General features: G+C 66.1%; 25 protein-coding genes and 3 tRNA genes. 20 read left to right on the top strand and 8 right to left on the bottom strand.

Annotated elements, in window-relative coordinates; all coding sequences use genetic code 11:
• Window positions 1-180: 180 nt before the first annotated feature.
• The 10 genes from AB5S05_RS06680 (at window position 181) to AB5S05_RS06635 (ending at window position 9,164) form a co-directional block, all read left to right on the top strand.
• Window positions 181-1,149, top strand: a complete 969-nt coding sequence (locus AB5S05_RS06680) for a YbgA family protein (protein WP_369286708.1) — start codon at window positions 181-183, stop codon at window positions 1,147-1,149.
• Window positions 1,146-2,099: a MerR family transcriptional regulator gene (locus tag AB5S05_RS06675; RefSeq protein ID WP_369286707.1), complete on the top strand. Its 954-nt coding sequence runs from the start codon at window positions 1,146-1,148 to the stop codon at window positions 2,097-2,099. The genes AB5S05_RS06680 and AB5S05_RS06675 overlap by 4 nt, the downstream gene beginning before the upstream one ends.
• Complete coding sequence (gene phrB, locus AB5S05_RS06670) at window positions 2,096-3,550, top strand: deoxyribodipyrimidine photo-lyase (RefSeq protein ID WP_369286706.1); 1,455 nt, start codon at window positions 2,096-2,098, stop codon at window positions 3,548-3,550. Before AB5S05_RS06675 ends, phrB begins: the two co-directional genes overlap by 4 nt.
• Window positions 3,547-3,969 carry a nuclear transport factor 2 family protein gene (locus AB5S05_RS06665; RefSeq protein WP_369286705.1) on the top strand — a complete coding sequence of 141 codons (423 nt, stop codon included), beginning with the start codon at window positions 3,547-3,549 and terminating at the stop codon, window positions 3,967-3,969. The genes phrB and AB5S05_RS06665 overlap by 4 nt, the downstream gene beginning before the upstream one ends.
• Window positions 3,966-4,739 carry an SDR family NAD(P)-dependent oxidoreductase gene (locus tag AB5S05_RS06660; RefSeq protein ID WP_369286704.1) on the top strand — a complete coding sequence of 258 codons (774 nt, stop codon included), beginning with the start codon at window positions 3,966-3,968 and terminating at the stop codon, window positions 4,737-4,739. Before AB5S05_RS06665 ends, AB5S05_RS06660 begins: the two co-directional genes overlap by 4 nt.
• Window positions 4,736-5,983 carry an NAD(P)/FAD-dependent oxidoreductase gene (locus AB5S05_RS06655; protein ID WP_369286703.1) on the top strand — a complete coding sequence of 416 codons (1,248 nt, stop codon included), beginning with the start codon at window positions 4,736-4,738 and terminating at the stop codon, window positions 5,981-5,983. The genes AB5S05_RS06660 and AB5S05_RS06655 overlap by 4 nt, the downstream gene beginning before the upstream one ends.
• Window position 5,984: 1 nt before the next feature.
• Window positions 5,985-6,785 carry a DUF1365 domain-containing protein gene (locus tag AB5S05_RS06650; RefSeq protein WP_369286702.1) on the top strand — a complete coding sequence of 267 codons (801 nt, stop codon included), beginning with the start codon at window positions 5,985-5,987 and terminating at the stop codon, window positions 6,783-6,785.
• Window positions 6,772-8,025, top strand: coding sequence for a class I SAM-dependent methyltransferase (locus AB5S05_RS06645; RefSeq protein WP_369286701.1), 1,254 nt, complete (start codon window positions 6,772-6,774; stop codon window positions 8,023-8,025). The genes AB5S05_RS06650 and AB5S05_RS06645 overlap by 14 nt, the downstream gene beginning before the upstream one ends.
• Before the next feature lie 162 nt (window positions 8,026-8,187).
• On the top strand, window positions 8,188-8,715 hold the full coding sequence (locus AB5S05_RS06640) for a DUF2878 domain-containing protein (protein WP_369286700.1): 528 nt from the start codon (window positions 8,188-8,190) through the stop codon (window positions 8,713-8,715).
• 131 nt (window positions 8,716-8,846) lie between these two features.
• Window positions 8,847-9,164, top strand: coding sequence for a YkgJ family cysteine cluster protein (locus AB5S05_RS06635; RefSeq protein ID WP_369286699.1), 318 nt, complete (start codon window positions 8,847-8,849; stop codon window positions 9,162-9,164).
• 58 nt (window positions 9,165-9,222) lie between these two features.
• On the opposite strand, the gene AB5S05_RS06630 is transcribed toward AB5S05_RS06635, so the two are convergent.
• The 6 genes from AB5S05_RS06630 to hemA form a co-directional block, all read right to left on the bottom strand.
• Entirely contained in the window at window positions 9,223-9,735 is a 513-nt protein-coding gene (locus AB5S05_RS06630) for an acyloxyacyl hydrolase (RefSeq protein WP_369286698.1), read from the bottom strand.
• 116 nt (window positions 9,736-9,851) lie between these two features.
• On the bottom strand, window positions 9,852-10,640 hold the full coding sequence (gene murI, locus AB5S05_RS06625; protein WP_369286697.1) for a glutamate racemase: 789 nt from the start codon (window positions 10,638-10,640) through the stop codon (window positions 9,852-9,854).
• Window positions 10,633-11,388 (bottom strand): molybdopterin-synthase adenylyltransferase MoeB, encoded by a 756-nt coding sequence (locus AB5S05_RS06620; protein ID WP_369286781.1) that lies wholly within the window; start codon window positions 11,386-11,388, stop codon window positions 10,633-10,635. Before AB5S05_RS06620 ends, murI begins: the two co-directional genes overlap by 8 nt.
• A gap of 7 nt (window positions 11,389-11,395) precedes the next feature.
• Window positions 11,396-12,229 carry a peptide chain release factor N(5)-glutamine methyltransferase gene (gene prmC / locus AB5S05_RS06615; protein WP_369286696.1) on the bottom strand — a complete coding sequence of 278 codons (834 nt, stop codon included), beginning with the start codon at window positions 12,227-12,229 and terminating at the stop codon, window positions 11,396-11,398.
• Window positions 12,230-12,342: 113 nt separating this feature from the next.
• Window positions 12,343-13,425, bottom strand: coding sequence for a peptide chain release factor 1 (gene prfA / locus AB5S05_RS06610; protein ID WP_369286695.1), 1,083 nt, complete (start codon window positions 13,423-13,425; stop codon window positions 12,343-12,345).
• Entirely contained in the window at window positions 13,422-14,702 is a 1,281-nt protein-coding gene (gene hemA / locus AB5S05_RS06605; protein ID WP_369286694.1) for a glutamyl-tRNA reductase, read from the bottom strand. Before hemA ends, prfA begins: the two co-directional genes overlap by 4 nt.
• Before the next feature lie 186 nt (window positions 14,703-14,888).
• Between hemA and AB5S05_RS06600 the strand changes: the two genes are divergently transcribed.
• The 10 genes from AB5S05_RS06600 to AB5S05_RS06555 all read left to right on the top strand — a co-directional run bounded on the left by AB5S05_RS06600 (window position 14,889) and on the right by AB5S05_RS06555 (window position 22,015).
• Window positions 14,889-16,619 (top strand): tetratricopeptide repeat protein, encoded by a 1,731-nt coding sequence (locus AB5S05_RS06600; protein WP_369286693.1) that lies wholly within the window; start codon window positions 14,889-14,891, stop codon window positions 16,617-16,619.
• Window positions 16,619-17,236, top strand: coding sequence for a lipoprotein insertase outer membrane protein LolB (lolB, locus tag AB5S05_RS06595; RefSeq protein ID WP_369286692.1), 618 nt, complete (start codon window positions 16,619-16,621; stop codon window positions 17,234-17,236). Before AB5S05_RS06600 ends, lolB begins: the two co-directional genes overlap by 1 nt.
• The gene (gene ispE / locus AB5S05_RS06590; RefSeq protein ID WP_369286691.1) at window positions 17,233-18,108 is read left to right on the top strand and encodes a 4-(cytidine 5'-diphospho)-2-C-methyl-D-erythritol kinase; all 876 of its coding nucleotides are present in this window, start codon (window positions 17,233-17,235) and stop codon (window positions 18,106-18,108) included. The genes lolB and ispE overlap by 4 nt, the downstream gene beginning before the upstream one ends.
• Window positions 18,109-18,129: 21 nt before the next feature.
• A tRNA-Gln gene (locus AB5S05_RS06585) sits at window positions 18,130-18,204 on the top strand.
• Window positions 18,205-18,259: 55 nt separating this feature from the next.
• Window positions 18,260-18,334: transfer RNA gene (locus tag AB5S05_RS06580), tRNA-Gln, on the top strand.
• Window positions 18,335-18,380: 46 nt separating this feature from the next.
• Window positions 18,381-19,322, top strand: a complete 942-nt coding sequence (locus AB5S05_RS06575) for a ribose-phosphate pyrophosphokinase (protein ID WP_369286690.1) — start codon at window positions 18,381-18,383, stop codon at window positions 19,320-19,322.
• Between the two features lie 114 nt (window positions 19,323-19,436).
• On the top strand, window positions 19,437-20,066 hold the full coding sequence (locus AB5S05_RS06570; protein WP_369286689.1) for a 50S ribosomal protein L25/general stress protein Ctc: 630 nt from the start codon (window positions 19,437-19,439) through the stop codon (window positions 20,064-20,066).
• 69 nt (window positions 20,067-20,135) lie between these two features.
• A complete protein-coding gene (gene pth, locus AB5S05_RS06565) occupies window positions 20,136-20,726 on the top strand; it encodes an aminoacyl-tRNA hydrolase (RefSeq protein WP_369286688.1) in 591 nt (196 codons plus the stop codon).
• Window positions 20,727-20,760: 34 nt separating this feature from the next.
• Entirely contained in the window at window positions 20,761-21,861 is a 1,101-nt protein-coding gene (gene ychF / locus AB5S05_RS06560; protein WP_369286687.1) for a redox-regulated ATPase YchF, read from the top strand.
• A gap of 77 nt (window positions 21,862-21,938) precedes the next feature.
• A tRNA-Met gene (locus tag AB5S05_RS06555) sits at window positions 21,939-22,015 on the top strand.
• A 398-nt stretch (window positions 22,016-22,413) separates the two neighbouring features.
• On the opposite strand, the gene AB5S05_RS06550 is transcribed toward AB5S05_RS06555, so the two are convergent.
• The gene (locus tag AB5S05_RS06550; RefSeq protein ID WP_369286686.1) at window positions 22,414-22,833 is read right to left on the bottom strand and encodes a type II toxin-antitoxin system VapC family toxin; all 420 of its coding nucleotides are present in this window, start codon (window positions 22,831-22,833) and stop codon (window positions 22,414-22,416) included.
• Window positions 22,830-23,075 (bottom strand): FitA-like ribbon-helix-helix domain-containing protein, encoded by a 246-nt coding sequence (locus AB5S05_RS06545; protein WP_369286780.1) that lies wholly within the window; start codon window positions 23,073-23,075, stop codon window positions 22,830-22,832. Before AB5S05_RS06545 ends, AB5S05_RS06550 begins: the two co-directional genes overlap by 4 nt.
• Between the last annotated feature and the right edge of the window lie 6 nt (window positions 23,076-23,081).

Genomic DNA, 23,081 nt, shown 5'->3' with positions numbered 1-23,081 from the left:
AGCCCCGCGTGCGTCTTTGTGCGCAAGTCTTGCCCTGGATCAGCCTCGGGAGGCGGTCACGGCAAAAAACCTATACAGCAAACTTGTACAAATCGCTTGACTTGTACATGCAAGACTCTAGGATAAACACAAGTTGTACAAAAACAGTCTCAAGTACAAGTTTATCCGGAGGACGCCCCCATGCCGCTCCCCAGCCCGACCCAGCCGAAGATCCGCGTGGCCATCAGCGCCTGCCTGCTCGGCCAGGAGGTGCGCTACAACGGCGGACACAAGGCTTCGCGCCTGTGCAGGCAGAGCCTCAGCGAACACTTCGACTTCGTGCCGCTGTGCCCGGAGATGGCCATCGGCCTGGGCGTACCCCGCGAGCCCATCCGCCTGATCGGCGATCCGGCAGCGCCGCGGGCGGTCGGCACGGTGGCGCGCGAGCGCGATCATACCCAGGCCCTGGCGGCCTACGGCCGGCGCATGGCCGCTGAGCAGGACGGCATCTGCGGCTACATCTTCATGCAGCAGTCGCCCTCTTGCGGGTTGGAGCGGGTCAAGGTCTATCAGGACGGCGGCCGCCCCAGCGAGCCCAGGGGCCGCGGCATCTACGCCGAGGCCTTCTGCGCGCAGCGCCCGGACCTGCCGGTGGAGGAGGACGGCCGGCTCAACGACCCGGTGCTGCGCGAGAACTTCCTCACCCGCGTCTACGTCTATGCCGACTGGCAACAGCGCCTGCGCGCGGGCCTGACGCGCAAGGCCCTGCTGGACTTCCACGCGCGCTACAAGTACCTGCTGATGGCCCACCACCCGCTGCAGTACAAGGCCCTCGGCCGCCTGCTCGGCAACCTGCAGCAGCACGATCTGCAGGACCTGGCGCCGCGTTACTTCAGCGCGCTGATGACGGCGCTGAAGCAGTGCGCCACCCGGCGTACCCACAGCAACGTCCTGCAGCACCTGAGCGGCTATTTCAAGCGCGCCCTGAGCGGCGACGACAAGCAGGAGCTGCAGCAGCTGATCGGCCAGTACCGCGCCGGCATCGTGCCGCTGGTGGTGCCCCTGACCCTGCTCAAGCACCACCTGCGCCGCCATCCGGACCGCTACCTGGCGCAGCAGGCCTATCTGCAGCCGCACCCGGAAAACCTCAGCCTGCGTAACGCCCTATGAGCCCGCACGCGCACCCAGGCGCCCCCCGCCCAGGCGATGGCGACGACTACCAGGCCGCCCTCGCCCAAGGCCTGCTGCCGATCCGCGAGGTCGCCCGCCTCACCGGGGTCAACGCCGTGACCCTGCGTGCCTGGGAGCGCCGCTACGGCCTGATCGTGCCGCAGCGCACCGCCAAGGGCCATCGCCTCTACGGCGCCGAGCACGTCGCGCAGATCCAGGCGATCCTCACCTGGCTCGATCGCGGCGTTTCGGTCAGCCAGGTCAAGGGCCTGCTCGGCGCCGAGCAGCCCGTCTGCGCCGAGACTGGCTCGCAGTGGGACGCCAAGCGCCAGCGACTGCTCGAATCGATCTGCAGCCTCAACGAGCGCGGCCTCGACGACTGCCTCAACCGCGAGCTGGCGGTCTACCCGCCCGACACCCTCTGCCGCCAGCTGCTGCTGCCGCTATTCGAGGCCCTGGAGGCGCGCTGGCACGCCCAGTTCGGCGCCCAGGCCGAGCGCGTGTTCTTCCATTCCTGGCTGCGCAGCAAGCTTGGCGCGCGCCTCTATCACAACAATCGCCAGCACCCGGGCGCCCCCCTGCTGCTGGTCAACCTGTCCACGCGGCCCATGGAGCCGGGCCTGTGGCTGACCGCCTGGCTGGCGAGCAATGCCGGTTGCGTGGTCGAGGTATTCGACTGGCCGCTGCCGCCCGCGGAGCTGGCCCTGGCCCTCGAGCGCATCCAGCCGCGCGCCCTGCTGCTGTATTCCAGCCAGGCCCTGAGCAGCAGCCACTGGTCACGCCTGCTCGCCGGCTACGCCTGCCCCTGTTTGCTGGTCGGGCCCGCCGTGCACATCCAGCGCCCGCAACTGCAGCAGCTGAGCGACCCGCCGCACCAGCTGAACCTGGCGCAGGACCCCCTGGCGGCCCTGCGCTGTCTCGCCGATCTCGACCTACTGGAACAACCATGAATAGCCCCACCCAGCAACTGATCTGGTTGCGCAGCGACCTGCGCGTGGCCGACAACAGAGCCCTGGCCGCCGCCATGGCGGCCGGCCCGACCCTGGCCCTGTTCCTGCTCAGCCCGGGCCAGTGGCAGGCCCATGACGAGGCGCCGTGCAAGGTCGACTTCTGGTTGCGCAACCTGCGCGAGCTGGCCATCGAGCTGGGCAGGCTCAATGTGCCCCTGCTGATCCGCGAGGCCGACAGCTGGGATCGGGCGCCGGCGGTGATCGGCGAACTGTGCCGGCAGCTGCAGGTCCAGGCCGCCTGGGTCAACGAGGAGTACGGGATCAACGAGAGCCGCCGCGACCGCGCCGTGGCCCGTCACCTGGCCGGGCTCGGGGTGGGCTTTCACAGCCGCCTGGACCAGCTGCTGTTCCAGCCCGGCAGCCTGCTGAGCAAGAGCGGCAGCTACCTGCAGGTGTTCAGCCAGTTCCGCAAGCAGTGCTACCAGCGCCTGCACCTGGCGCCGCCGGCTAGGGTCGCCACGCCCCGGGCGCAGGCGCCGCTGGCGCTCGCCGGTGACGCGCTGCCGCGCCAGGTCGCAGGCTTCAGCGCCCCCGACGAGGCCCTGCGCCAGCTCTGGCCCGCCGGCGAAGCCGCCGCCCACCAACGCCTGCAGGACTTCGCCGAGCAGCAGCTGGCCGACTACCAGCGCCAGCGCGACTTTCCGGCCAGCCGCGGCACCAGCCGGCTGTCGCCCTATCTGGCCGCCGGCGTGCTGTCGCCACGCCAGTGCCTGCATGCCGCCCTGCAGCTCAACCAGGGCGAGTTCGACAGCGGCAACCCGGGTGCCGTCAGCTGGATCAACGAGCTGCTCTGGCGCGAGTTCTACAAGCACATCCTGGTCGGCTACCCGCGGGTCTCGCGCCACCGCGCCTTCCGCCCGGAGACCGAGGCGCTGCCCTGGCGCGACGCCCCCGAGGAGCTGGCGGCCTGGCAGCAGGGCCGCACCGGCTTCCCGCTGATCGACGCGGCCATGCGCCAGCTGCTCGCCACCGGCTGGATGCACAACCGCCTGCGCATGGTGGTGGCGATGTTCCTGAGCAAGAACCTGCTGATCGACTGGCGCCAGGGCGAGCGCTTCTTCATGCGTCAGCTGATCGACGGCGACCTGGCGGCGAACAACGGCGGCTGGCAGTGGAGCGCCTCCACCGGCACCGACGCGGTGCCCTACTTCCGCCTGTTCAACCCGATCAGCCAGTCGCAACGCTTCGATCCGCACGGCCGTTTCATCCGCCACTGGCTGCCGGAGCTGGCCCACCTCGACGACAAGGCCATCCACAGCCCCGCGAGCCTCGGTGAGCTGTTCGCCGCGGCCGACTACCCGCGGCCGCTGGTCGACCTGAAACGCAGCCGCGAACGCGCCCTGGCGGCCTTCAGGCAGCTGCCGCGTGAACGATTGGAGGCAGCCTCATGAGCGACTACCTGCGTCACTTCGGCGAGCGCTTCGCCAGCCTGGACAAGAACCACCTGGACCATCTCGGCGAGCTCTACAGCGAGGACGTGGTGTTTAGCGACCCGCTGCACCAGGTCCGCGGCCTGAGCGAGCTGCGCGACTACTTCACCACGCTCTACGCCAGCGTCCACGACCTGCGTTTCGACTTTCACGGCTGCGACCAGGTGCGCGACGGCGAGGGCTACCTGCGCTGGACCCTGAGCTACCGTCATCCGCGCCTGGCCGGCGGCCAGTCGATCCGGGTCGAGGGCTGTTCGCACCTGCTCTGGCGCGACAGGGTGCACCAGCACCGCGACTACTTCGATGCCGGTGCCCTGCTCTACGAGCAGCTACCGCTGCTCGGCGGCGCGATCCGCTGGCTCAAGTGGAGGCTGGCATGAGTCCCCGGCGCATCTGGCTGACCGGCGCCAGCAGCGGCCTGGGCGCGGCCATGGCCGAGCTGCTGCTGCAGGACGGTCACCGCCTGGCCGTCAGCGCCCGCCGCCGCGAACCGCTCGAGGCCCTGGCCACGCGCTACCCGGGGCAGGTGCTGGTGGTCCCCGGCGATCTCGCCGAGCCGCTGCAGGTGCGTACCATCGGCGAGCACATCGCCCAGACCTGGGGCGCGCTGGACACGGCCATCCTCAACGCCGGCACCTGCGAGTACCTCGATGCGCGCGCCTTCGAGGCGGCGATGATCGAGCGGGTGGTGCGCGCCAACCTGTTCTCGGCCAGCTACTGCATCGAGGCGGCGTTGCCGCTGCTGCGCCTCGGCCAGCAACCACTGCTGGTCGGCATCGGCAGCTCGGTCACCTACCTGGCGCTGCCGCGTGCCGAGGCCTACGGCGCCTCCAAGGCCGGCCTGCGCTACCTGCTCGAGGCGCTGCGCATCGACCTGGCCGCCGAAGGCATCGAGGTGACCCTGGTCAGCCCCGGCTTCATCGACACCCCGCTGACCCGGCGCAACGACTTTCCCATGCCCATGCGCTGGCCGGTGCAGCGCGCCGCCCGGCATATCGTCGAACGCCTGCCGCGCCGGCCGCTGGAGATCAGCTTTCCCGGCCCCTTCATCACCACCCTGCGGCTGCTCGCCCGCCTGCCCGGGCGCCTGCGCCTGGCCCTCGGCAAGCGCCTGGCGCGCAGCGGCCCGACTGGCGAGGAGCAACCATGAGAATCGCCATCATCGGCAGCGGCATCGCCGGCCTGACCAGCGCCTACCTGCTCCATCGCCGCCACGACATCCAGCTGTTCGAGGCGAGCGACTGGGTCGGCGGCCACACCCACACCGTCGACGTCGAGGTCGGCGGCCGCCGCCATGCGATCGACACCGGCTTCATCGTGTTCAACGACTGGACCTACCCCAACTTCATCCGCCTGCTCGACCAGCTCGGCGTCGGCTACCGGCCCACCGAGATGAGCTTCTCGGTGAGCGATCCGCGCAGCGGCGTGGAGTACAACGGCCATAGCCTCAACAGCCTGTTCGCCCAGCGGCGCAACCTGCTGTCGCCGGCCTTTCTCGGCATGGTCCGCGACATCCTGCGCTTCAACCGCGAGGCCCTGGCCGACCTCGAACACGGCCGCCTGGACGCCGACACCCGCCTCGGCCAGTACCTGGCGCAGCGCGGCTACGGCCAGCGCTTCATCGATCACTACATCGTGCCCATGGGCGCGGCGATCTGGTCGATGTCGCTGGCCGCCATGCTCGATTTTCCGCTGCAGTTCTTCCTGCGCTTCTTCAAGAACCACGGCCTGCTCTCGGTCAGCGAGCGTCCGCAATGGTGCGTGGTCGAAGGCGGCTCGCGCAGCTACGTGCCGGCCCTGAGCGCCGGATTCCGCGAGCGCATCCGCCTGAACTGCCCGGTCAACCGGGTCGAACGCGACGCCGAGGGCGTCACCCTGCACACCCCGGCCGGTCGCCAGCGCTTCGACAAGGTGGTGCTGGCCTGCCACAGCGACCAGGCCCTGGCCCTGCTCGCCGAGCCGAGCCAGGCGGAGCGGCAGGTCCTCGGCGCCCTGCGCTACGCCGACAACGACGTGGTCCTGCACACCGATACTCGCCTGCTGCCCAGCCGCCCGCTGGCCTGGGCCAGCTGGAACTACCGCCTGGGCGGGCCGGCCAGCCAGCCGGCGGCGGTGACCTACAACATGAACATCCTCCAGGGCCTGGCCAGCGACACCACCTTCTGCGTCAGCCTCAACCAGACCGCGCTGATCGACCCGGCGCAGATCCTCGCCCGCTACCGCTACGCCCACCCGCAGTACAGCCTGGCCGGCCTGGCCGCCCAGGCGCGCTGGCAGGAGCTGCAGGGCGCGCAGCACAGCTACTACTGCGGCGCCTACTGGGCCAACGGTTTTCACGAAGACGGCGTGGTCAGCGCCCTGCGCGTCGGCCGCCTGTTCGGCGAGGAACTCTGAGATGAACAGCGCCCTCTACTACGGCTGGGTGCGGCACCGCCGCTTCGCCCCCAAGGCCCACAGCTTCCGCTACCGCATGGGCCTGCTGTACCTGGACCTGGCCGAGCAGGAACAGGTGCTCGGCCTGTCACGCCTGGCCGGGCGCAGCCGCTGGGCGCCCTTCGCCTTCAGGGAGACGGACTACCTGCCCGAATTCACCGGCGCCGGCATGACCCTGAGCGAGGCGGTGCGCCAGCGCGTGGCCGAGGCCCTGGGCCAGGCGCCGCAGGGCGCCATCTGCCTGCTGACCCAGCCGCGCAGCTGGGGCCTGGCGTTCAACCCGGCCAGCTTCTTCTACTGCTTCGCTGGCGACGGCCGCCTGGCAGCGATTCTCTGCGAGGTCAGCAACACGCCCTGGCGCGAACGCTACCACTACGTGCTGCCGGCCGACGCCAGCGGCCAGCTGCAGTTCGCCGTGGCCAAGGCCTTCCATGTCTCGCCGTTCCTGCCCCCCGATCTGGAGTACCGCATGCGCTTCAGCCCGGTCGGTCAGCGCCTGGGCGTGTACATGGCCGACTGGCAGGGCGAGACCAGGCTGTTCGACGCCAGCCTCAGCCTCGAGCGCCAGGCCCTGGATGCCGCCGGCCTGCGGCGCTACCTGCTGAGCTTCCCCTGGATGACCGGCAAGACCCTGGCCGCCATCTACTGGCAGGCCCTGCGCCTGTGGCTCAAGCGCATCCCCCTGTTCACCCACCAGGCCGCGCAGGGCGCGTACCGCGTGGCCCGTGCGCAATCGAAGGAAGTGCCCCATGAAAAGCCCTAGCCTGACTTCTGCCAAAGACTCGATCCGTGCCGGCAGCGGCCTCGGCGCCAGCCTGCTGCGCCGGGCGGTGCTGCGCCAGCTCGGCCAGCTGCGCCACGGCCTGCTGGTACTCAGCGAAGGCGGCGAACGCCTGCTGTTCGGCGACCCCCATGCCAGCCTGCGCGCGGAGGTGCGGGTAGAGGACGCCGCGGTCTGGGGGCTGGTCGCCGCCAACGGTTCGATCGGCGCCGGCGAGGCCTATATCCACGGCTACTGGAGCAGCCCGGACCTGACCGCAGTGGTGCGCGTGCTGGTGTGCAACCTGGAGGTGCTGGACGCCATGGAGGGCGGCCTGGCCCAGCTCGGCCGCCCGCTGGTGCAGGCCCTGCACTGGCTCAACCGCAACACCCGCAAGGGCTCGCGCAAGAACATCGCCGCCCACTACGACCTGGGCAACGAGCTGTTCGAGCAGTTCCTCGACCCGACCATGATGTATTCGGCGGCCGTCTTCGCCGACCCGCAGGACAGCCTGGAGCAGGCCCAGCTGAACAAGCTCGAACGGATCTGCCAGAAGCTCGCCCTCAAGCCCGGCGACCATCTGCTGGAGATCGGCACCGGCTGGGGCAGCATGGCTATCTATGCCGCCAGCCGCTATGGCTGCACGGTGACCACCACCACCCTCTCGCGCGAGCAGTATGCCTACACCGAACAGCGCATCCGGGAGATGGGCCTGCAATCGCGCATCACCCTGCTGCTGGAGGACTACCGCGACCTCGACGGCCAGTACGACAAGCTGGTGTCGATCGAGATGATCGAGGCGGTCGGCCACCGTTTCCTGCCGACCTACTTCCAGCAGTGCGCGCGCCTGCTCAAGGACGATGGCCTGATGCTGCTGCAGGCGATCACCATCCGCGACCAGCGCTATGCGCAGGCCAGGCGCGGCGTCGACTTCATCCAGCGCTACATCTTCCCCGGCGGCGCCCTGCCCTCGGTGCAGAAGATGCTGGAGATCGTCGGCGGCAAGACCGACATGAACCTGCTGCACATGGAAGACATCGGCCTGCACTACGCGCGCACCCTGCGACACTGGCACGACAACCTGCAGCAGGTCCGGCACAAGCTCGAGCAGCTGGGCTACGACCAGCACTTCTACCGCCTGTGGGAGTTCTACCTGTGCTACTGCGAAGGCGGCTTCCTCGAGCGCAGCATCGGCACCGCCCAGCTGCTGCTGGGCAAACCCAGGGCGCACCCGGCGCTGTGACGGGCGCGTGGCGGTGCCGGCGCAGATGACGCGCGCCCAGGACCACCTCGGCCAGGCGTGCGCAGCGCCCGTGGTGTTGCGCGGCTTGCGCCATCCGGCGCACCATTGCCCCGCCTGTGGCCATACCGCCAGGGCCAAACGAACCACGACTGGAAGAACCCGATGCCCAAACTGATCGCCAATGCCCTGCTGTTCCAGCTCGGCTGGCTGGCCTGCATTCTCGCCGGCGACGGCCCGGGCCTGCTGGTGGTCGCCGCGGTGCTGGCGGTGCACCTGCTGTGGACCAGCAGCTGGGCCGCCGAGGGCAAGCTGCTGCTCAGCGTCTTCCTGCTCGGCAGTGCGCTGGACAGCTTCCTGCTCAACCTCGGGTTGTTCGACTTCGGCGAGCCGCGCACCCTGATCCCGCTGTGGCTAACAATGCTGTGGCTGCTGCTGGCCACCACCCTCAACCATTGCCTGGCCTGGACCGCCCAGCCCTGGTGGCGTGGCAGCCTGCTCGGCGCCATCGGCGGGCCGTTGTCCTACTACGCCGGCGCCTCCCTGGCCGGGGTCGGCCTGCCCTATGGCACGCTGCCGACCCTGGCCGTGCTGGCGCTGATCTGGGCACTGGTGATCCCGCTGCTGCACGGCTTCGCCCGGCTCTATCGCAGCCAGTACGAGCAAACCCTGCGCTCACGCCGTTCGGCGTAGCGCGGTTTATCAGCCGGGCCGCCCGGTCTGCATGCAGCCGGTGGCGGGATACGGCGCCAGCTACGCGCAGGGATCCACCCTGCGTCGGCTATCGACCATCCGCTGCCGGCACATGGCGTACACTCTGCGGCATGACCGACAGCCCGCACATTGCCCATACCCAATTGCCCACTGGCCCCGCCCCGACCTGCGCCAACTGCGCCGCTTGCTGCTGCCAGCTGGAGGTAATGCTGATCAGCGACACCGGCGTGCCGCCGCGCTTCATCGCCACCGACGAGTGGGGCGGCGAAGTCATGCGCCGGCTGGATGACGGCTGGTGCGCCGCGCTGGACCGCGACAGCATGCGCTGCAGCATCTACCAGCAACGCCCGCTGATCTGCCGCGAATTCGAGATGGCCTCGGCCGAGTGCCTGGAGGAGCGCCGCGGCATGGACGCCATCTATCGCTAGCGGCGGCCAGCCCTTGACGAAAAAACCGGGCCAGTGCCCGGTTTTTTCGTCGTGAGGTTTAGAAGCTCATGCGGTAATGCAGGGTATAGCTCTCGATGCCGTTGTTCGGCTCCTTGAGCCCGGCATTGGAGTAATGCATCGCCCGTAGGCCGATTTCCTGATCGGCAAAGCGCAGGCCGACGCCGAGGCGATCCTCGAACTGGAAAGACGAGCCCAGCTTGCTGCCTTCCAGCTCGGTGCTGCTGAAGAATGCCAGCCCTACCCCGGCCTCGACATAGGGGCGCAGGTTGCCGCCGCCGAACTCATAGACGAACACCGGGCTGAACGACAGGCTGTGGTTGCTCGCCGTCTTGTCGCCCTCCCAGTAGGTGTACCCGGTGTCCCAGTAGCCGCCCAGGTGGCCGGTCGAGCTGTCCATCCAGCGGCGACCGAAATCGGACTGGATACCCAGCCGATAGACCATGGTCGACTCATCGGTACTGCCCACGGCAAAGGTCACATCGGCGGCCTGGGCCGCGACCGCCCCCAGAGACAAGGCCGCCAGCGCAGCCAAAGACACCAACTTATTCATGGCAATTTCCTTCTGTCACCCATTCACGAGAGGTCCGCGTAGCACTGCCTGGAAGTATAGAAATTATTGTTCTAAATAAAAGGCTGCCCATGCATATGGGTCGCGGCAAGACCCGCTCAGAGCGCCTGTACCTCGCCTGCCTCGCCCCATAGCAGCGGTAGCACCGCCTGCATCTGCCGCGGCTCGCCGCTCGACCAGAAGCGCGCCGGCTGCGCCGGGCCGGCGGCCAGCAGCCGATGCTCGGCGAGCAACCGCTGCAACTGACGCGCCACCGCCGCGCCGGTGTCGACCAGGCTGACCGAGGCGGGCACCAGTTCGGCCAGCAGCGGCCGCAGGAAGGGGTAATGGGTGCAGCCCAGGATCAGGGTGTCGCAGCCCTCGGCCAGCAACGGCTCGACATAGCCCCGCAGCAGCACGCGCGTTGCCTGGCTGCCCAGTGCGCCGCCCTCGATGCACTCGACCAGCCCCGGACAGGGCTGGGTGATGACCCGCACATCGCTGGCAAAGCGGTCGAGCAGGGCGGCGAACTTGGCACTCTTCAGGGTGCCGGTGGTGGCCAGCACGCCGACCACCCCGGAGCGGGTGGCGGCCGCCGCCGGCTTGACCGCCGGCTCCATGCCGACGATCGGCAGCTGCGGATAGCGCTCGCGCAGCTCGGCGACGCCGGCCGCGGTGGCGGTGTTGCAGGCCAGCACCAGGGCCTTGGCGCCCTGCCCGAGCAGGAACTCGGCGAGGTGGCGGCAGCGCTGGCGAATGAACTCAGGGCTCTTCTCGCCATAGGGCACATGGCCGCTGTCGGCCACATAGAGCAGCGACTCGGCCGGCAGCAGCGCGCGGATCTCGCGCAACACCGAGAGGCCGCCGACGCCCGAGTCGAAAACGCCGATCGCGGCGCTGTCAGTCACGGCCGGCTCCGCAGACGCTGCAGGCCGGGTCGCGCTTGACCCGCAACTCACGAAAGCGCGAGCCGAAGGCGTCGATCAGCAGAAGCCGCCCGACCAGCGGCTCACCGAACCCGGCCAGCAGCTTCAGCGCCTCCAGCGCCTGCAGGCTGCCGACCAGGCCTACCAGCGGCCCGACCACGCCGGCCTCGCTGCACGTCAGCTCGGCTTCGCTGCCGTGGCCATACAGGCAGTGGTAGCAGGGACTGTCGGCGCGCCGCGGGTCGAACACCGAGAGCTGCCCTTCCAGGCGTATCGCCGCGCCGCTGACCAAGGGTTTGTGCGCCGCCACGCAGGCCGCGTTGACCGCCTCGCGGGTGGTGAAGTTGTCCGAGCAGTCCAGCACCAGGTCCACCGTCGCCACCGCCGCCGCCAGGGAATCGGCATCCAGACCGGCCGGGTGCGGGTGCAGGCGCACCTGCGGGTTGATCGCCGCCAGCCGCGCCATCGCCGAGTCGACCTTGCTCTGGCCGATGCCGGCGCTGTCGTGGATGATCTGCCGCTGCAGGTTGGTCAGGTCGACCCTGTCGAAATCGGCCAGGTGCAACTCGCCGACGCCGGCGGCGGCCAGATACAGGGCCACGGGCGAGCCCAGGCCGCCGAGGCCGATGATCAGCACGCGGCTGCCCTTGAGGCGCAGCTGGCCGTCGACGTCGATCTGCGGCAGAAGAATCTGCCGGCTGTAGCGCAGCAGTTCGTCATCGTTCAGCATGTTCTGTTCACTCATGGTGGTAACGTCCAAGGCTGATGCGTTCGTGACCGCCCAGGTCGCGGCGGCTCTGTACCGCGTCGAAGCCGCCGGCGCTCAGCAAGTCGCGCACCGCGGCAGCCTGTTCGAAGCCGTGCTCGAGCAGCAACCAGCCGCCCGCCTCGAGATACATCGGGGCCTGCGCGATGATCTGGCGAATGTCGTCCAGGCCGTCGACACCGGCCACCAGCGCGCTGCTCGGCTCGAAGCGCACATCGCCCTCGCCCAGATGGCGGTCGCTGGCGGCGATGTAAGGCGGGTTGCTGACGATCAGGTGATAGCGCCGGCCGGCCAGAGCGCTGAACCACTGGCTCTCGATGAACGCCACGTTGTCCAGTTTGAGACGCTGGCGATTGCGCTCGGCCAGGGCCACCGCCTCGGCCACCCGGTCCACGCCGGTGACGCGCCAGGCCGGCCGCTCGCTGGCCAGGGCCAGGGCGATCGCGCCAGTGCCGGTGCCAAGGTCGAGCGCCGCCGCCGGGGTCGCCGGCAACAGCTCCAGCGCGGTTTCCACCAGCAGCTCGGTGTCGGGCCGCGGGATCAGGGTGTGCGCCGCCACCTCCAGTTCCAGGCTCCAGAAGCCCTGGCGCCCGAGGATGTAGGCCACCGGCTCGCCGGCCCTACGCCGCTTCAGGTCGGCGGCGAAACGCGCGGCCGGCTCGGCCGCAACCTCGCGCTCCGGCCAGGTGAGCAGGTAGCTGCGCGATTTGCCCAGGGCATTGGCCAGCAACAGCTCGGCATCCAACCGCGGGGTCGGCGAGTCGGGCAGGTCGGCCGCGCTCAGCAGGGATTCGATGCTGGCCATATTCCTCTCGTAGGGTGGATCGCGTTCTATCGATCCACCGCGCAGGCTTCTGGTAGATGAAAAAGGCGTCATCCACCCTACGTGTTACGGGTGCGCACGGCGCACCACAGGGCTCAATCGCCCAGGGCGGCCAACTGATCGGCCTGGTACTCGGCCAGCAACGGTTCGATCACCGCCTCGACACCGCCGGCCATGACCTCATTGAGCGAATACAGGGTCAGGTTGATGCGGTGATCGGTGACCCGGCCCTGGGGAAAGTTGTAGGTGCGGATGCGCTCGGAACGGTCGCCGGAGCCGACCAGCAGCTTGCGCGTGTCGGAGATCTCCTTGTGCGCCGCCGCCTCCTGCTGATCCTTGAGCTTGGCCGCCAGCCAGGCCATGGCCTTGGCCCGGTTCTTGTGCTGGGAACGCTCTTCCTGACACTCGACCACGGTGCCGGTAGGAATGTGGGTGATACGAATCGCCGAGTCGGTGGTATTGACGTGCTGGCCGCCGGCACCGGAGGAGCGGTAGGTATCGACCCGCAGGTCCGCCGGGTTGATGTCGATCGCCGCCTGCTCGTCCGGCTCGGGCAGCACCGCCACGGTGCAGGCCGAGGTATGGATGCGGCCCTGGGACTCGGTTTCCGGCACCCGCTGTACGCGGTGGGCGCCGGATTCGAACTTCAGCTTGCTGTAGACATTCTCGCCTTCGACCCGGGCGATCACTTCCTTGTAGCCGCCATGTTCGCCTTCGCTGGCGGAGAGAATCTCCACCCGCCAGCCGCGCCGCTCGGCGTAGCGCGAGTACATGCGGAACAGGTCGCCGGAGAAGATTGCCGCCTCGTCGCCGCCGGTGCCGGCGCGCACCTCGAGATAGACGTTGCGGCCATCGTTGGGGTCCTTCGGCAGCAGCATGCGCTGCAGGCGATCTTCCAGTTCGATCAGCTGCTGCTTGGCCTCGGCAGCCTCCTCCTCGGCCATCTCGCGCATGTCCGGATCGCTGTCCTTGAGCAGCGCCTGGGCGCTCTCGAGATTGTCCTGGACCTTGCGAAAGGCTCGAAACGCCTGGATGACCGGCTCGACCTCGGCGTATTCCTTGGAATAGGCGCGAAACTGCTGCTGATTGGCGATCACTTCGCCATCGCCCAGCAGCGCCGTCAGTTCTTCGTAGCGATCCTGCAGCAGGTCGAGTTTGTTGATCAGTGAAGCTTTCATTGCAGGCCTTTGTTGGACGGCACGCCCTCGTCGAGGGCAAAGAGTTCCTGGGCCACGCCGAGTGCATCGACTCGGCCGTCGGCGGAGAGTTTCTTCAGCTGCACGCTGGGCGCATGCAGCAGCTTGTTGGTCAGGCCGCGGGCCAGCTGGGCCAGCACGTCCTCGGCCGCCACGCCATTGTTGAGCGCGCGCAGGGCCTTGGCCAGTTCCTCGTCGCGCAGGCGCTCGCCCTGCTGGCGGTAGGCCTTGAGCACATCCACCGCGGCCAGCTCGCGCAGGCGCAGCATGAAATACTCGGCACCGCTGGCGACCAGTTCCTCGGCCACCTGGGCTGCGCCCTGACGGCTCTTGAGGTTCTCGGCGATCACCTCATGCAGGTCATCGACGGTGTACAGGTAGACGTCATCCAGCTCGCCGACCTCGGGTTCGATGTCGCGCGGCACGGCGATATCGACCATGAAGATCGGCTTGTGCTTGCGCTGCTTCAGGGCGCTTTCCACCGCGCCCTTGCCGAGGATCGGCAGCTGGCTGGCGGTGGAGCTGATGACGATGTCGCTGTTGACCAGTTCGTGCGGGATATCCGAGAGCAGCACCGCATGGGCACCGAACTGCTCGGCCAGGCTGCTGGCGCGCTCCAGGGTACGGTTGGCCACGACGATGCGCTTGATGCCCTGCTCGTAGAGGTGGCGGGCGACCAGGCTGATGGTCTCGCCAGCACCGATCAGCAGCGCCTGGCTGCGGTGCAGGTCGCTGAAGATCTGCTTGGCCAGGCTGACGGCGGCGAAGGCCACGGACACCGGGTTCTCGCCGATCGCGGTATCGGTGCGCACCTGCTTGGCGGTACTGAAGGTGGCCTGGAACAGCCGGCCAAGCAGCGGCCCCACGGTGCCGGCCTCGCGCGCCACCGCGTAGGCGGATTTCATCTGACCGAGAATCTGCGGCTCGCCCAGCACCATGGAGTCCAGGCCGGAGGCCACGCGCATCATGTGGCGCACCGCGGCATCGTCCTCGAGCACATAGGCGCAGGCGCGCAACTCTTCCAGGCTCAGCTGGTGGTACTCGGCCAGCCAGGTCAACACCGCATCGACCGTCAGCGCTTCCTGTTCGAGGTACAGCTCACTGCGGTTGCAGGTCGAGAGGATCGCCGCCTCGCGGCTGGCCGTGCGCAGGCACAGCTGCTGCAAGGCCTCAACCAACTGCTCGGGGGAAAAGGCCACGCGCTCGCGCACGGCCACCGAGGCGGTCTTGTGGTTGATTCCAAGGGCAATAAAGGCCATGCACAGTCGCTGACAGTAAGGGAAGCGCGCAATTGTCCTACTTCGCCAGATTGAGAACAACCACCCTGACTTATTGTCGCAATCGGCGCGCATGGTGTGCCCGCCGCCTATCACGCCTCGCCCCATGTGCTTGCCTGGCGGCTTGTGTCATGATGATCCGACCGTTGGTAAGTCGCTTTACTCCTTATGAATAGATTCCTCGCGTCCTTGACTGCCCTGGCCCTGTTAGGCGGCTGCCAAGCATTTGCTCCCTCTGCACCGGACAGCATGCCACCGGTGGAGGAATCCTCTCCGCCCAGCGAACCGGCAGAGCCCCAGGAATATGCATCGTTCAGTGAGGAGACCCTGTTCGCCCTGCTCACCGCCGAACTGGCGGGCCAGCGCAACCGTTTCGACATTGCCCTGGGCAACTACGTGCAGCAGGCCAACGCGACCCAGGATCCCGGCGTCGCCGAACGCGGCTTTCGCATCGCCGAATACCTGGGTGCCGAGCAGGCGGCCCTGGATACCGCACTGATCTGGGCGCAGAACGCCCCGGACAACCTCGACGCGCAGCGCGCCGCGGCCATTCAACTGGCCCGCGCCGGGCGCTATGACGAGTCCATGGACTATATGGAAAGCGTCCTGCAGCGCCAGGGCGATACCCACTTCGACTTCCTCGCCCTGTCTGCCGCGGAAACCGACCCGGATACCCGCGCCGGCCTGCTGCAAAGCTTCGATCGCCTGCTGCAGAAGCACCCTGCCAACGGCCAGCTGCTGTTCGGCAAGGCCCTGCTGCTGCAGCAGGACGGCCGCCCGCAGGAAGCCCTCGAGCTGCTCGAGGCGCAACCGGCGAAGAAGAACGAAATTGCCCCGCTACTGCTACGCACCCGCCTGTTGCAGGGTCTCAAGCGTGGCGACGAAGCCCTGCCGCTGTTGCAAAAGGCCGTTCGCAAACACCCCGACGACAAGCGCCTGCGCCTGACCTACGCACGCCTGCTGGTGGAACAGCAGCGCCTGGACGATGCCAAGGGTGAGTTCGTGGCACTGGTACAGCGTTTTCCCGAAGACGACGACCTGCGCTTCTCGCTGGCCTTGGTCTGCCTGGAGGCCGAAAGCTGGCGCGAAGGCATCATCTACCTGGAAGAGCTGATCGAGCGCGGCAGCCACGTCGACGCTGCCCACTACAACCTGGCCCGCGCCTACGAGGAAATGGGCGAGCCAGAAAGTGCGCTGATCGAGTACGGACTGGTTGGCCCGGGCAACGACTTCCTGCCTGCACAGGCGCGCCAGGCCGAGCTACTGCTCAGCAGCCAGCGCGGCGACGAGGCATCGAATCGACTGAGCAAGGCCCGCGAGAGCCAGCCCGACTACGCCATCCAGCTCTACCTGATCGAGTCGGAGGCGCTGTCCAAGCAGGATCAGCACGAGCGCGCCTGGCAACTGATCCAGCAAGCCCTGGAGCAATACCCGGAAGACCTCAACCTGCTCTACACCCGCGCGATGCTGGCGGAAAAGCGCGACGACATCGAGCGCCTGGAACAGGACCTGCGCTTCATCCTCGAGCGCGACCCCGAAAACAGCATGGCGCTCAACGCCCTGGGCTACACCCTGGCCGACCGCACCACACGCTATGCCGAAGCCAGGTCGCTGATCGAGCAGGCCTACCGGCTCAACCCGGACGACCCGGCCATCCTCGACAGCCTCGGCTGGGTAAATTTTCGCCAGGGCAATCTGGACGAAGCCGAACGTTTGCTGCGACTGGCATTGAGACGCTTCCCCGACCCCGAGGTCGCCGCCCACCTCGGTGAGGTCCTGTGGGCCCAGGGCAAGCAACGCGAGGCCCGAAAGATCTGGGCCAACGCGCTCAAGGAACAACCCGACAGCAGCATCCTGCGCAGCACCCTGCTACGCCTGACTGGATCCGAGACACTCTGATGCCCGTTCGCCAGCTTATCGTTTTTGGCCTGATCGCCCTGCTGGCTGGCTGTGCCGGCCTCGGCCCACGCGAATCCCTCGAGGGCCAGGGCGACGCCGCCCAGTGGAAGATCCACCGCGCGCACATCGCCAGCCTCGACGCCTGGCAGATCAGCGGCAAGGTCGGCATCCGCGCCCCCAAAGACTCCGGCAGCGGCACGCTGTTCTGGCTGCAGCGCCAGGACTACTACGACATCCGCCTGTCCGGCCCACTAGGACGCGGCGCCGCCCGCCTCACCGGCCGTCCCGGCGACATCCTTCTGGAGGTGGCCAATCAGGGCCGTTACCAGGCGGCCTCTCCGGAAGCCCTTTTGCAACAGCAACTGGGCCTGAACCTGCCGGTCTCGCACCTGCTCTGGTGGATCCGCGGGCTGCCCGCCCCCGACAGCAAGAGCCGCCTGACCCTGGACGGCGACAGCCGCCTGGCGCAGTTGACGCAGGATGGCTGGCAGGTCGAGTACCTGCGCTACGCCGAGCAGAATGGCTACTGGCTGCCCGAGCGCCTCAAGCTCAATGGCCATGACCTGCAGGTGACCCTGGTAATCAAGGACTGGCAACCGCGCCAGCTCGGCCAATGACCGGCCCCGCAATCCCCGCCGGCGCCGAACTGCTGCTGCCGGCGCCGGCCAAGCTCAACCTCATGCTGCACATTCTCGGCCGTCGCGCCGACGGCTACCACGAGCTGCAGACGCTGTTTCAGTTTCTCGATCATGGTGACGAGCTGGGCTTCGCCCTGCGCCAGGATGGCCAGATCCGCCTGCATACCGAGGTGGCCGGCGTGTCCCATGACAGCAACCTGATCGTGCGTGCCGCCCGCCAACTGCAAGCGCAATCGGCCTGCGCCCTAGGCGCCGACATCTGGCTGGACAAGCGCCTGCCCATGGGCGGCGGCATCGGCGGCGGCAGTTCGGATGCGGCGACCACCCTGCTCGGCCTCAACCACCTCTGGCAGCTCGACTGGGATGAGGACCGCCTCGCCAGCCTGGGCCTGAGTCTGGGCGCCGACGTACCGGTATTCGTGCGCGGCCGCGCCGCCTTCGCCGAGGGCATCGGCGAGAAACTCACCCCCCTGCAGCTGGATGAGCCCTGGTTTCTCGTAGCCATACCGCAAGTACTTGTCAGCACTGCGGAAGTTTTCTCCGACCCCGAGTTGACACGCGATACGCCGCCCATTAAAGTTCGCAGCCTTCTTGAGGGGGGCGGTCATAACGACTGCCAGCCGGTGGTCCAGAAGCGTTATCCAGAAGTTCATAACGCTTTGATCTTGTTGAACAAATTTGTTCCAACCAGATTAACCGGCACTGGAGCTTGTGTGTTTGGGTCCTTCCCAAACAAGGACGATGCTGATAAAGTCGCCCGCCAACTTCCAGTCACTTTGCCAAGCTTCGTAGCCCAAGGTCGTAACGTCTCGATGTTGCACCGCAAGCTGGAAACATTGGCCAGGAAGTAGATGCGTTGAGTTGCACCATGTAGGGGCGTCGCCAAGCGGTAAGGCAGCAGGTTTTGATCCTGCCATGCGTTGGTTCGAATCCAGCCGCCCCTGCCATTAACGCCTTAGGGCAAATGAGCAACTCGACAGCATTAGCAACAACACAGGATACAGGGGCGTCGCCAAGCGGTAAGGCAGCAGGTTTTGATCCTGCCATGCGTTGGTTCGAATCCAGCCGCCCCTGCCATTTTCTATACTCATCCAGGTATACCCTCAGCCGGCAGGTACTGCGCGTGTCCAAGATGATGGTCTTTACGGGGAACGCTAACCCCGATCTGGCGCGACGTATCGTACGTCAGCTGCACATTCCCCTCGGTGATGCCTCGGTCGGAAAATTCTCCGACGGCGAAGTCATGATTGAAATCAACGAAAACGTCCGCGGTAAAGACGTCTTCCTGATTCAACCGACGTGTGCGCCAACCAATGACAACCTGATGGAACTGGTGGTAATGGCTGACGCCTTCCGCCGCTCCTCGGCCACCCGAATCACTGCTGTCATCCCCTACTTCGGCTATGCCCGCCAGGATCGCCGCCCGCGTTCCGCTCGCGTGGCCATCAGCGCCAAGGTAGTGGCCGACATGCTCACCGTCGTAGGCATCGATCGGGTACTCACCGTCGACCTGCACGCCGACCAGATCCAGGGCTTCTTCGATATTCCGGTAGACAACATCTACGGCTCCCCGGTTCTGGTGGATGACATCGAAGACCAGCGCTTCGACAACCTGATGATCGTCTCCCCCGATATCGGCGGCGTGGTGCGTGCGCGTGCCGTGGCCAAGAGCCTGGGCGTGGACCTGGCAATCATCGACAAGCGCCGCGAGAAAGCCAACCAGTCCGAAGTGATGCACATCATCGGCGACGTGGAAGGCCGCACCTGCATCCTGGTCGACGACATGGTCGATACCGCCGGCACCCTGTGCCACGCGGCCAAGGCGCTGAAGGAACATGGCGCCGCCAAGGTCTTCGCCTACGCCACGCACCCGGTACTGTCGGGTCGGGCGATCGAAAACATCGAAAATTCCGTGCTCGACGAGCTGGTGGTGACCAACACCATCCCGCTGTCGGCCGCCGCGCAATCCTGCTCGCGCATTCGCCAGCTGGATATCGCCCCGGTAGTCGCTGAAGCGGTGCGCCGCATCAGCAATGAAGAATCGATCAGCGCGATGTTCCGCTAAGCCGGCACACTCGCTGAACGAAATGCGCCCCGCACCCTGCGGGGCTTTTTTACCTCACCGTCCGGTCGCTGGTCGCAAGCGTGAAGGACGGTTTGGTTATTTTGGAGAAGTGAAATGACTGTTGAATTTGCCCTGAATGCCGAAGTGCGTTCCGACCTGGGGAAAGGTGCGAGCCGCCGCCTGCGTCGTAACGTAGCCATGGTTCCTGCCGTGATTTACGGCGGCGAGAAAGCCCCGCAATCGATCAGCCTGCTGGCCAAAGATTTCGCCAAGCTGCTGGAAAACGAAGCGGCCTTCAGCCACGTTCTGACCCTGAACGTAGCCGGCAGCAACGAAAGCGTACTGATCAAGGCCCTGCAGCGTCACCCGGCCAAGGGCTTCGTCCTGCATGCCGACTTCCAGCGCGTGGTTGCCGGCCAGAAGCTGACCGCCCATGTACCGCTGCACTTCCTCAACCAGGAAGGCTCGGTTGGCGTCAAGCAGCAAGGCGGCGAAGTGTCCCACACCCTGGCCGAAGTAGAAGTTTCCTGCCTGCCGAAAGACCTGCCGGAATTCATCAACGTCGACATGGCCAAGGTTGAGCTGGGCCAGATCGTCCACCTGTCCGACCTGACCCTGCCGCAAGGCGTCGAGCTGGTTGCACTGGCTCACGGTAACGACCTGGCCGTGGCCAACATCCACGCCTCCCGCGTTGCCAAGGAAGCAGAAGAAGGCGAAGGCGAAGCCGAAGGCGCTGCCGAGTAACCTGCGCACCACCGGAAAACAGCCTGCCTGCCAGCGCGGGCGGGCTGCTTCCTAGAAAGGGCTCCCGACATGACTGCCGTACAACTGATCGTTGGCCTGGGCAACCCCGGCCCCGAATACGACCAGACCCGGCACAATGCGGGGGCCCTTTTTGTTGAGCGCCTGGCCCGCAGCCAGGGCGCCAACCTCAGTAACGACCGCAAATATTTCGGCCTGGTGGGCAAATTCAGTCACCAGGGTCGCGACGTTCGCCTACTGATCCCCACCACCTACATGAACCGCAGCGGCCAGTCCGTAGCGGCGCTGGCGAATTTCTTCCGTATCCCGGTGGACGCCATTCTGGTGGCTCACGACGAACTCGACATGCCCCCCGGCGTCGCCAAACTCAAACAGGGTGGCGGGCACGGCGGGCACAACGGGCTGCGCGACATCATCGCCCAGCTTGGCAACAAGAATAACTTCTACCGCCTGCGGCTTGGCATCGGCCATCCAGGCCACAGCAGCATGGTCTCCAGCTTCGTTCTGAGCCGCGCCCCACGCAGCGAGCAGGAACTACTGGACAGCAGCATCGACTTCGCCCTCGGCGTACTGCCGGAAGTACTCGCCGGCGACTGGAGCAAGGCGATGCAGAAGCTGCACAGCCAGAAAGCCACCTCTTAACTCTTTACCGCCATTGCGCACGAGGGACACACCCATGGGATTCAATTGCGGCATCGTCGGCCTGCCCAACGTCGGCAAGTCCACCCTGTTCAACGCCCTCACCAAGTCCGGGATCGCGGCGGAGAACTTCCCCTTCTGCACCATCGAGCCGAACAGCGGCATAGTACCGATGCCGGATGTACGCCTCGACGCCCTGGCCGAGATCGTCAAACCCGAGCGCGTGATCCCCACCACCATGGAGTTCGTCGACATCGCCGGCCTGGTCGCTGGCGCCTCCAAGGGTGAAGGTCTGGGCAACAAGTTCCTCGCCAACATCCGCGAGACCGATGCCATCGCCCACGTGGTGCGCTGCTTCCAGGACGACAACGTGATCCACGTCGCCAACAGCGTCGACCCCAAGCGCGATATCGAGATCATCGACCTCGAACTGATTTTCGCCGACCTCGACAGCTGCGAGAAGCAACTGCAGAAGGTTGCCCGCAATGCCAAGGGTGGCGACAAGGAAGCTCTGGCGCAGAAGGCCCTGCTGGAGAAGCTGATCCCCCACTTCACCGAAGGCAAGCCGGCACGCACCCTGATGAAGAGCCTGGGCGACGACGAGAAACAACTGGTGCGTGGCTTCCACCTGCTCACCAGCAAACCGGTGATGTATATCGCCAACGTTGCCGAGGATGGCTTCGAGAACAACCCGCTGCTGGACATCGTGCAAGCCATCGCCGACGCCGAAGGCGCGCCCGTGGTACCGGTGTGCAACAAGATCGAGGCGGAAATCGCCGAGCTCGACGAGGACGAGGAAAAGCAGATGTTCCTCGAATCCATGGGCATGGAAGAACCCGGCCTGAACCGGGTGATCCGCGCCGGCTACGAACTGCTCAACCTGCAGACCTACTTCACCGCCGGCGTGAAGGAAGTACGTGCCTGGACGGTCAAGGTCGGCGCCACCGCCCCGCAGGCGGCCGCCGTGATCCACACCGATTTCGAGAAAGGCTTCATCCGCGCCGAAGTGATCGCCTACAACGACTTCATCCAGTACAAGGGCGAAGCCGGCGCCAAGGAAGCCGGCAAGTGGCGCCTGGAAGGCAAGGAGTACATCGTCAAGGACGGCGACGTCATGCACTTCCGCTTCAACGTCTAAGCGATTGATCGCGCGCAGAAATTTTCGCAACTCGGGCTTGACAGCCAAGCCCAGGACGCGAATAATGCGCGCCACTCGGCTACGTAGCTCAGCTGGTTAGAGCATAGCATTCATAATGCTGGGGTCCGGGGTTCAAGTCCCTGCGTAGCCACCAAACAAAACAAGGGTTTAGCGAAAGCTAAGCCCTTTTTTGTTTGCGCCAGTGACTACCAAGTGACTACAGCGCGCCCACACCTCTCGAAACGGCAGGATGCCAATGAAAACGATCGCAATGCTCACCTTCTGGGTAAGCCTGTCGCTCGGGGCCCTTGGATGGCTGGCCCTCACAGGGCTCTCAGCTGATTGCTACTTTTTCCCTCCTCCTGCACCAGCCAACGTAATGTACTGCTACGCAGTAGCGTTAACAGTAAGCAGATTACTTTTCTTTATTGCAGCATCGCTAGCTGCCATCGCATACCTCTGGATTCCCTGGAAAAGGCAGCGCTTAGTTTTTCTAACCGTTATCGCTCCAGCCCTGCTTCTACTCACTCACTCTCTATAAGCACAGCTGCTTCAGGCTTCCCACGGATTGATTATGGGAACGCTCAGGTAGTCGAAGTGCCTCACATTGCGCGTGGCGACGCGCGCATCATGCAAAGCGGCAATCGCAGCAATTTGCCCATCAGCCATATCCACGACCTTCCCTTTCGCCTCACTCTCAGCCGCTAGGCCTGCATAGTGAACAGCCGCCTCTGTATCAAACGGAAGAATGCGGCCGGCAAAATCCTCTTCAAACATTAGCGTCGCCAGCTCCAGCAAACCTTGCTTGCGTTTTCCGTTATCCATGCGGGCGATACCGTAGAGAATTTCGGCGACGGTAATAGAGCAGGTATACAGCTGGCCTGATGGCTGGGCATCGACCCACGCCAAGACCTCAGGCGCAGGTTTAGCCCGCATTAACTCCGACAGCACGTTGGTATCCAGCAAAATCATTCGTCAAAGCTCGCAGCACGGGCTTTGTCCTTGCGGGCAGGCACCTCTATATCAGCCCCACCAACGGCAGCAAATCGAGCGTGGATGCGACTGCCTAAGCCACCACTTTTTTCTGACTTAAACAGCGCTTGACGAATAATTACCCTGGCCTCTTCTTCCATCGAGCGACCATGGCTTGCGGCAACCATACGCAATTGTGCCTTGAGGTCGTCGTCTAAGTTTCGAATAGTGATGCTGGCCATATCGCC

The sequence above is a fragment of the Pseudomonas zhanjiangensis genome (assembly GCF_041027545.1).
Lineage (GTDB): Bacteria > Pseudomonadota > Gammaproteobacteria > Pseudomonadales > Pseudomonadaceae > Aquipseudomonas > Aquipseudomonas zhanjiangensis.
This window is presented reverse-complemented; position numbering and strand designations above follow the sequence as displayed.

Coding starts and splice junctions, on each gene's coding strand:
- AB5S05_RS06570 (WP_369286689.1), top strand. CDS start 19,437: ATGACTGTTGAATTTGCCCTGAATGCCGAAGTGCGTTCCGACCTGGGG.
- prmC (WP_369286696.1), bottom strand. CDS start 12,229: ATGGCCAGCATCGAATCCCTGCTGAGCGCGGCCGACCTGCCCGACTCG.
- AB5S05_RS06675 (WP_369286707.1), top strand. CDS start 1,146: ATGAGCCCGCACGCGCACCCAGGCGCCCCCCGCCCAGGCGATGGCGAC.
- AB5S05_RS06620 (WP_369286781.1), bottom strand. CDS start 11,388: ATGCTGAACGATGACGAACTGCTGCGCTACAGCCGGCAGATTCTTCTG.
- prfA (WP_369286695.1), bottom strand. CDS start 13,425: ATGAAAGCTTCACTGATCAACAAACTCGACCTGCTGCAGGATCGCTAC.
- AB5S05_RS06660 (WP_369286704.1), top strand. CDS start 3,966: ATGAGTCCCCGGCGCATCTGGCTGACCGGCGCCAGCAGCGGCCTGGGC.
- AB5S05_RS06550 (WP_369286686.1), bottom strand. CDS start 22,833: ATGATTTTGCTGGATACCAACGTGCTGTCGGAGTTAATGCGGGCTAAA.
- AB5S05_RS06545 (WP_369286780.1), bottom strand. CDS start 23,075: ATGGCCAGCATCACTATTCGAAACTTAGACGACGACCTCAAGGCACAA.
- AB5S05_RS06680 (WP_369286708.1), top strand. CDS start 181: ATGCCGCTCCCCAGCCCGACCCAGCCGAAGATCCGCGTGGCCATCAGC.
- pth (WP_369286688.1), top strand. CDS start 20,136: ATGACTGCCGTACAACTGATCGTTGGCCTGGGCAACCCCGGCCCCGAA.
- ispE (WP_369286691.1), top strand. CDS start 17,233: ATGACCGGCCCCGCAATCCCCGCCGGCGCCGAACTGCTGCTGCCGGCG.
- AB5S05_RS06655 (WP_369286703.1), top strand. CDS start 4,736: ATGAGAATCGCCATCATCGGCAGCGGCATCGCCGGCCTGACCAGCGCC.
- phrB (WP_369286706.1), top strand. CDS start 2,096: ATGAATAGCCCCACCCAGCAACTGATCTGGTTGCGCAGCGACCTGCGC.
- AB5S05_RS06645 (WP_369286701.1), top strand. CDS start 6,772: ATGAAAAGCCCTAGCCTGACTTCTGCCAAAGACTCGATCCGTGCCGGC.
- AB5S05_RS06665 (WP_369286705.1), top strand. CDS start 3,547: ATGAGCGACTACCTGCGTCACTTCGGCGAGCGCTTCGCCAGCCTGGAC.
- lolB (WP_369286692.1), top strand. CDS start 16,619: ATGCCCGTTCGCCAGCTTATCGTTTTTGGCCTGATCGCCCTGCTGGCT.
- ychF (WP_369286687.1), top strand. CDS start 20,761: ATGGGATTCAATTGCGGCATCGTCGGCCTGCCCAACGTCGGCAAGTCC.
- AB5S05_RS06630 (WP_369286698.1), bottom strand. CDS start 9,735: ATGAATAAGTTGGTGTCTTTGGCTGCGCTGGCGGCCTTGTCTCTGGGG.
- AB5S05_RS06600 (WP_369286693.1), top strand. CDS start 14,889: ATGAATAGATTCCTCGCGTCCTTGACTGCCCTGGCCCTGTTAGGCGGC.
- AB5S05_RS06640 (WP_369286700.1), top strand. CDS start 8,188: ATGCCCAAACTGATCGCCAATGCCCTGCTGTTCCAGCTCGGCTGGCTG.
- hemA (WP_369286694.1), bottom strand. CDS start 14,702: ATGGCCTTTATTGCCCTTGGAATCAACCACAAGACCGCCTCGGTGGCC.
- AB5S05_RS06635 (WP_369286699.1), top strand. CDS start 8,847: ATGACCGACAGCCCGCACATTGCCCATACCCAATTGCCCACTGGCCCC.
- AB5S05_RS06650 (WP_369286702.1), top strand. CDS start 5,985: ATGAACAGCGCCCTCTACTACGGCTGGGTGCGGCACCGCCGCTTCGCC.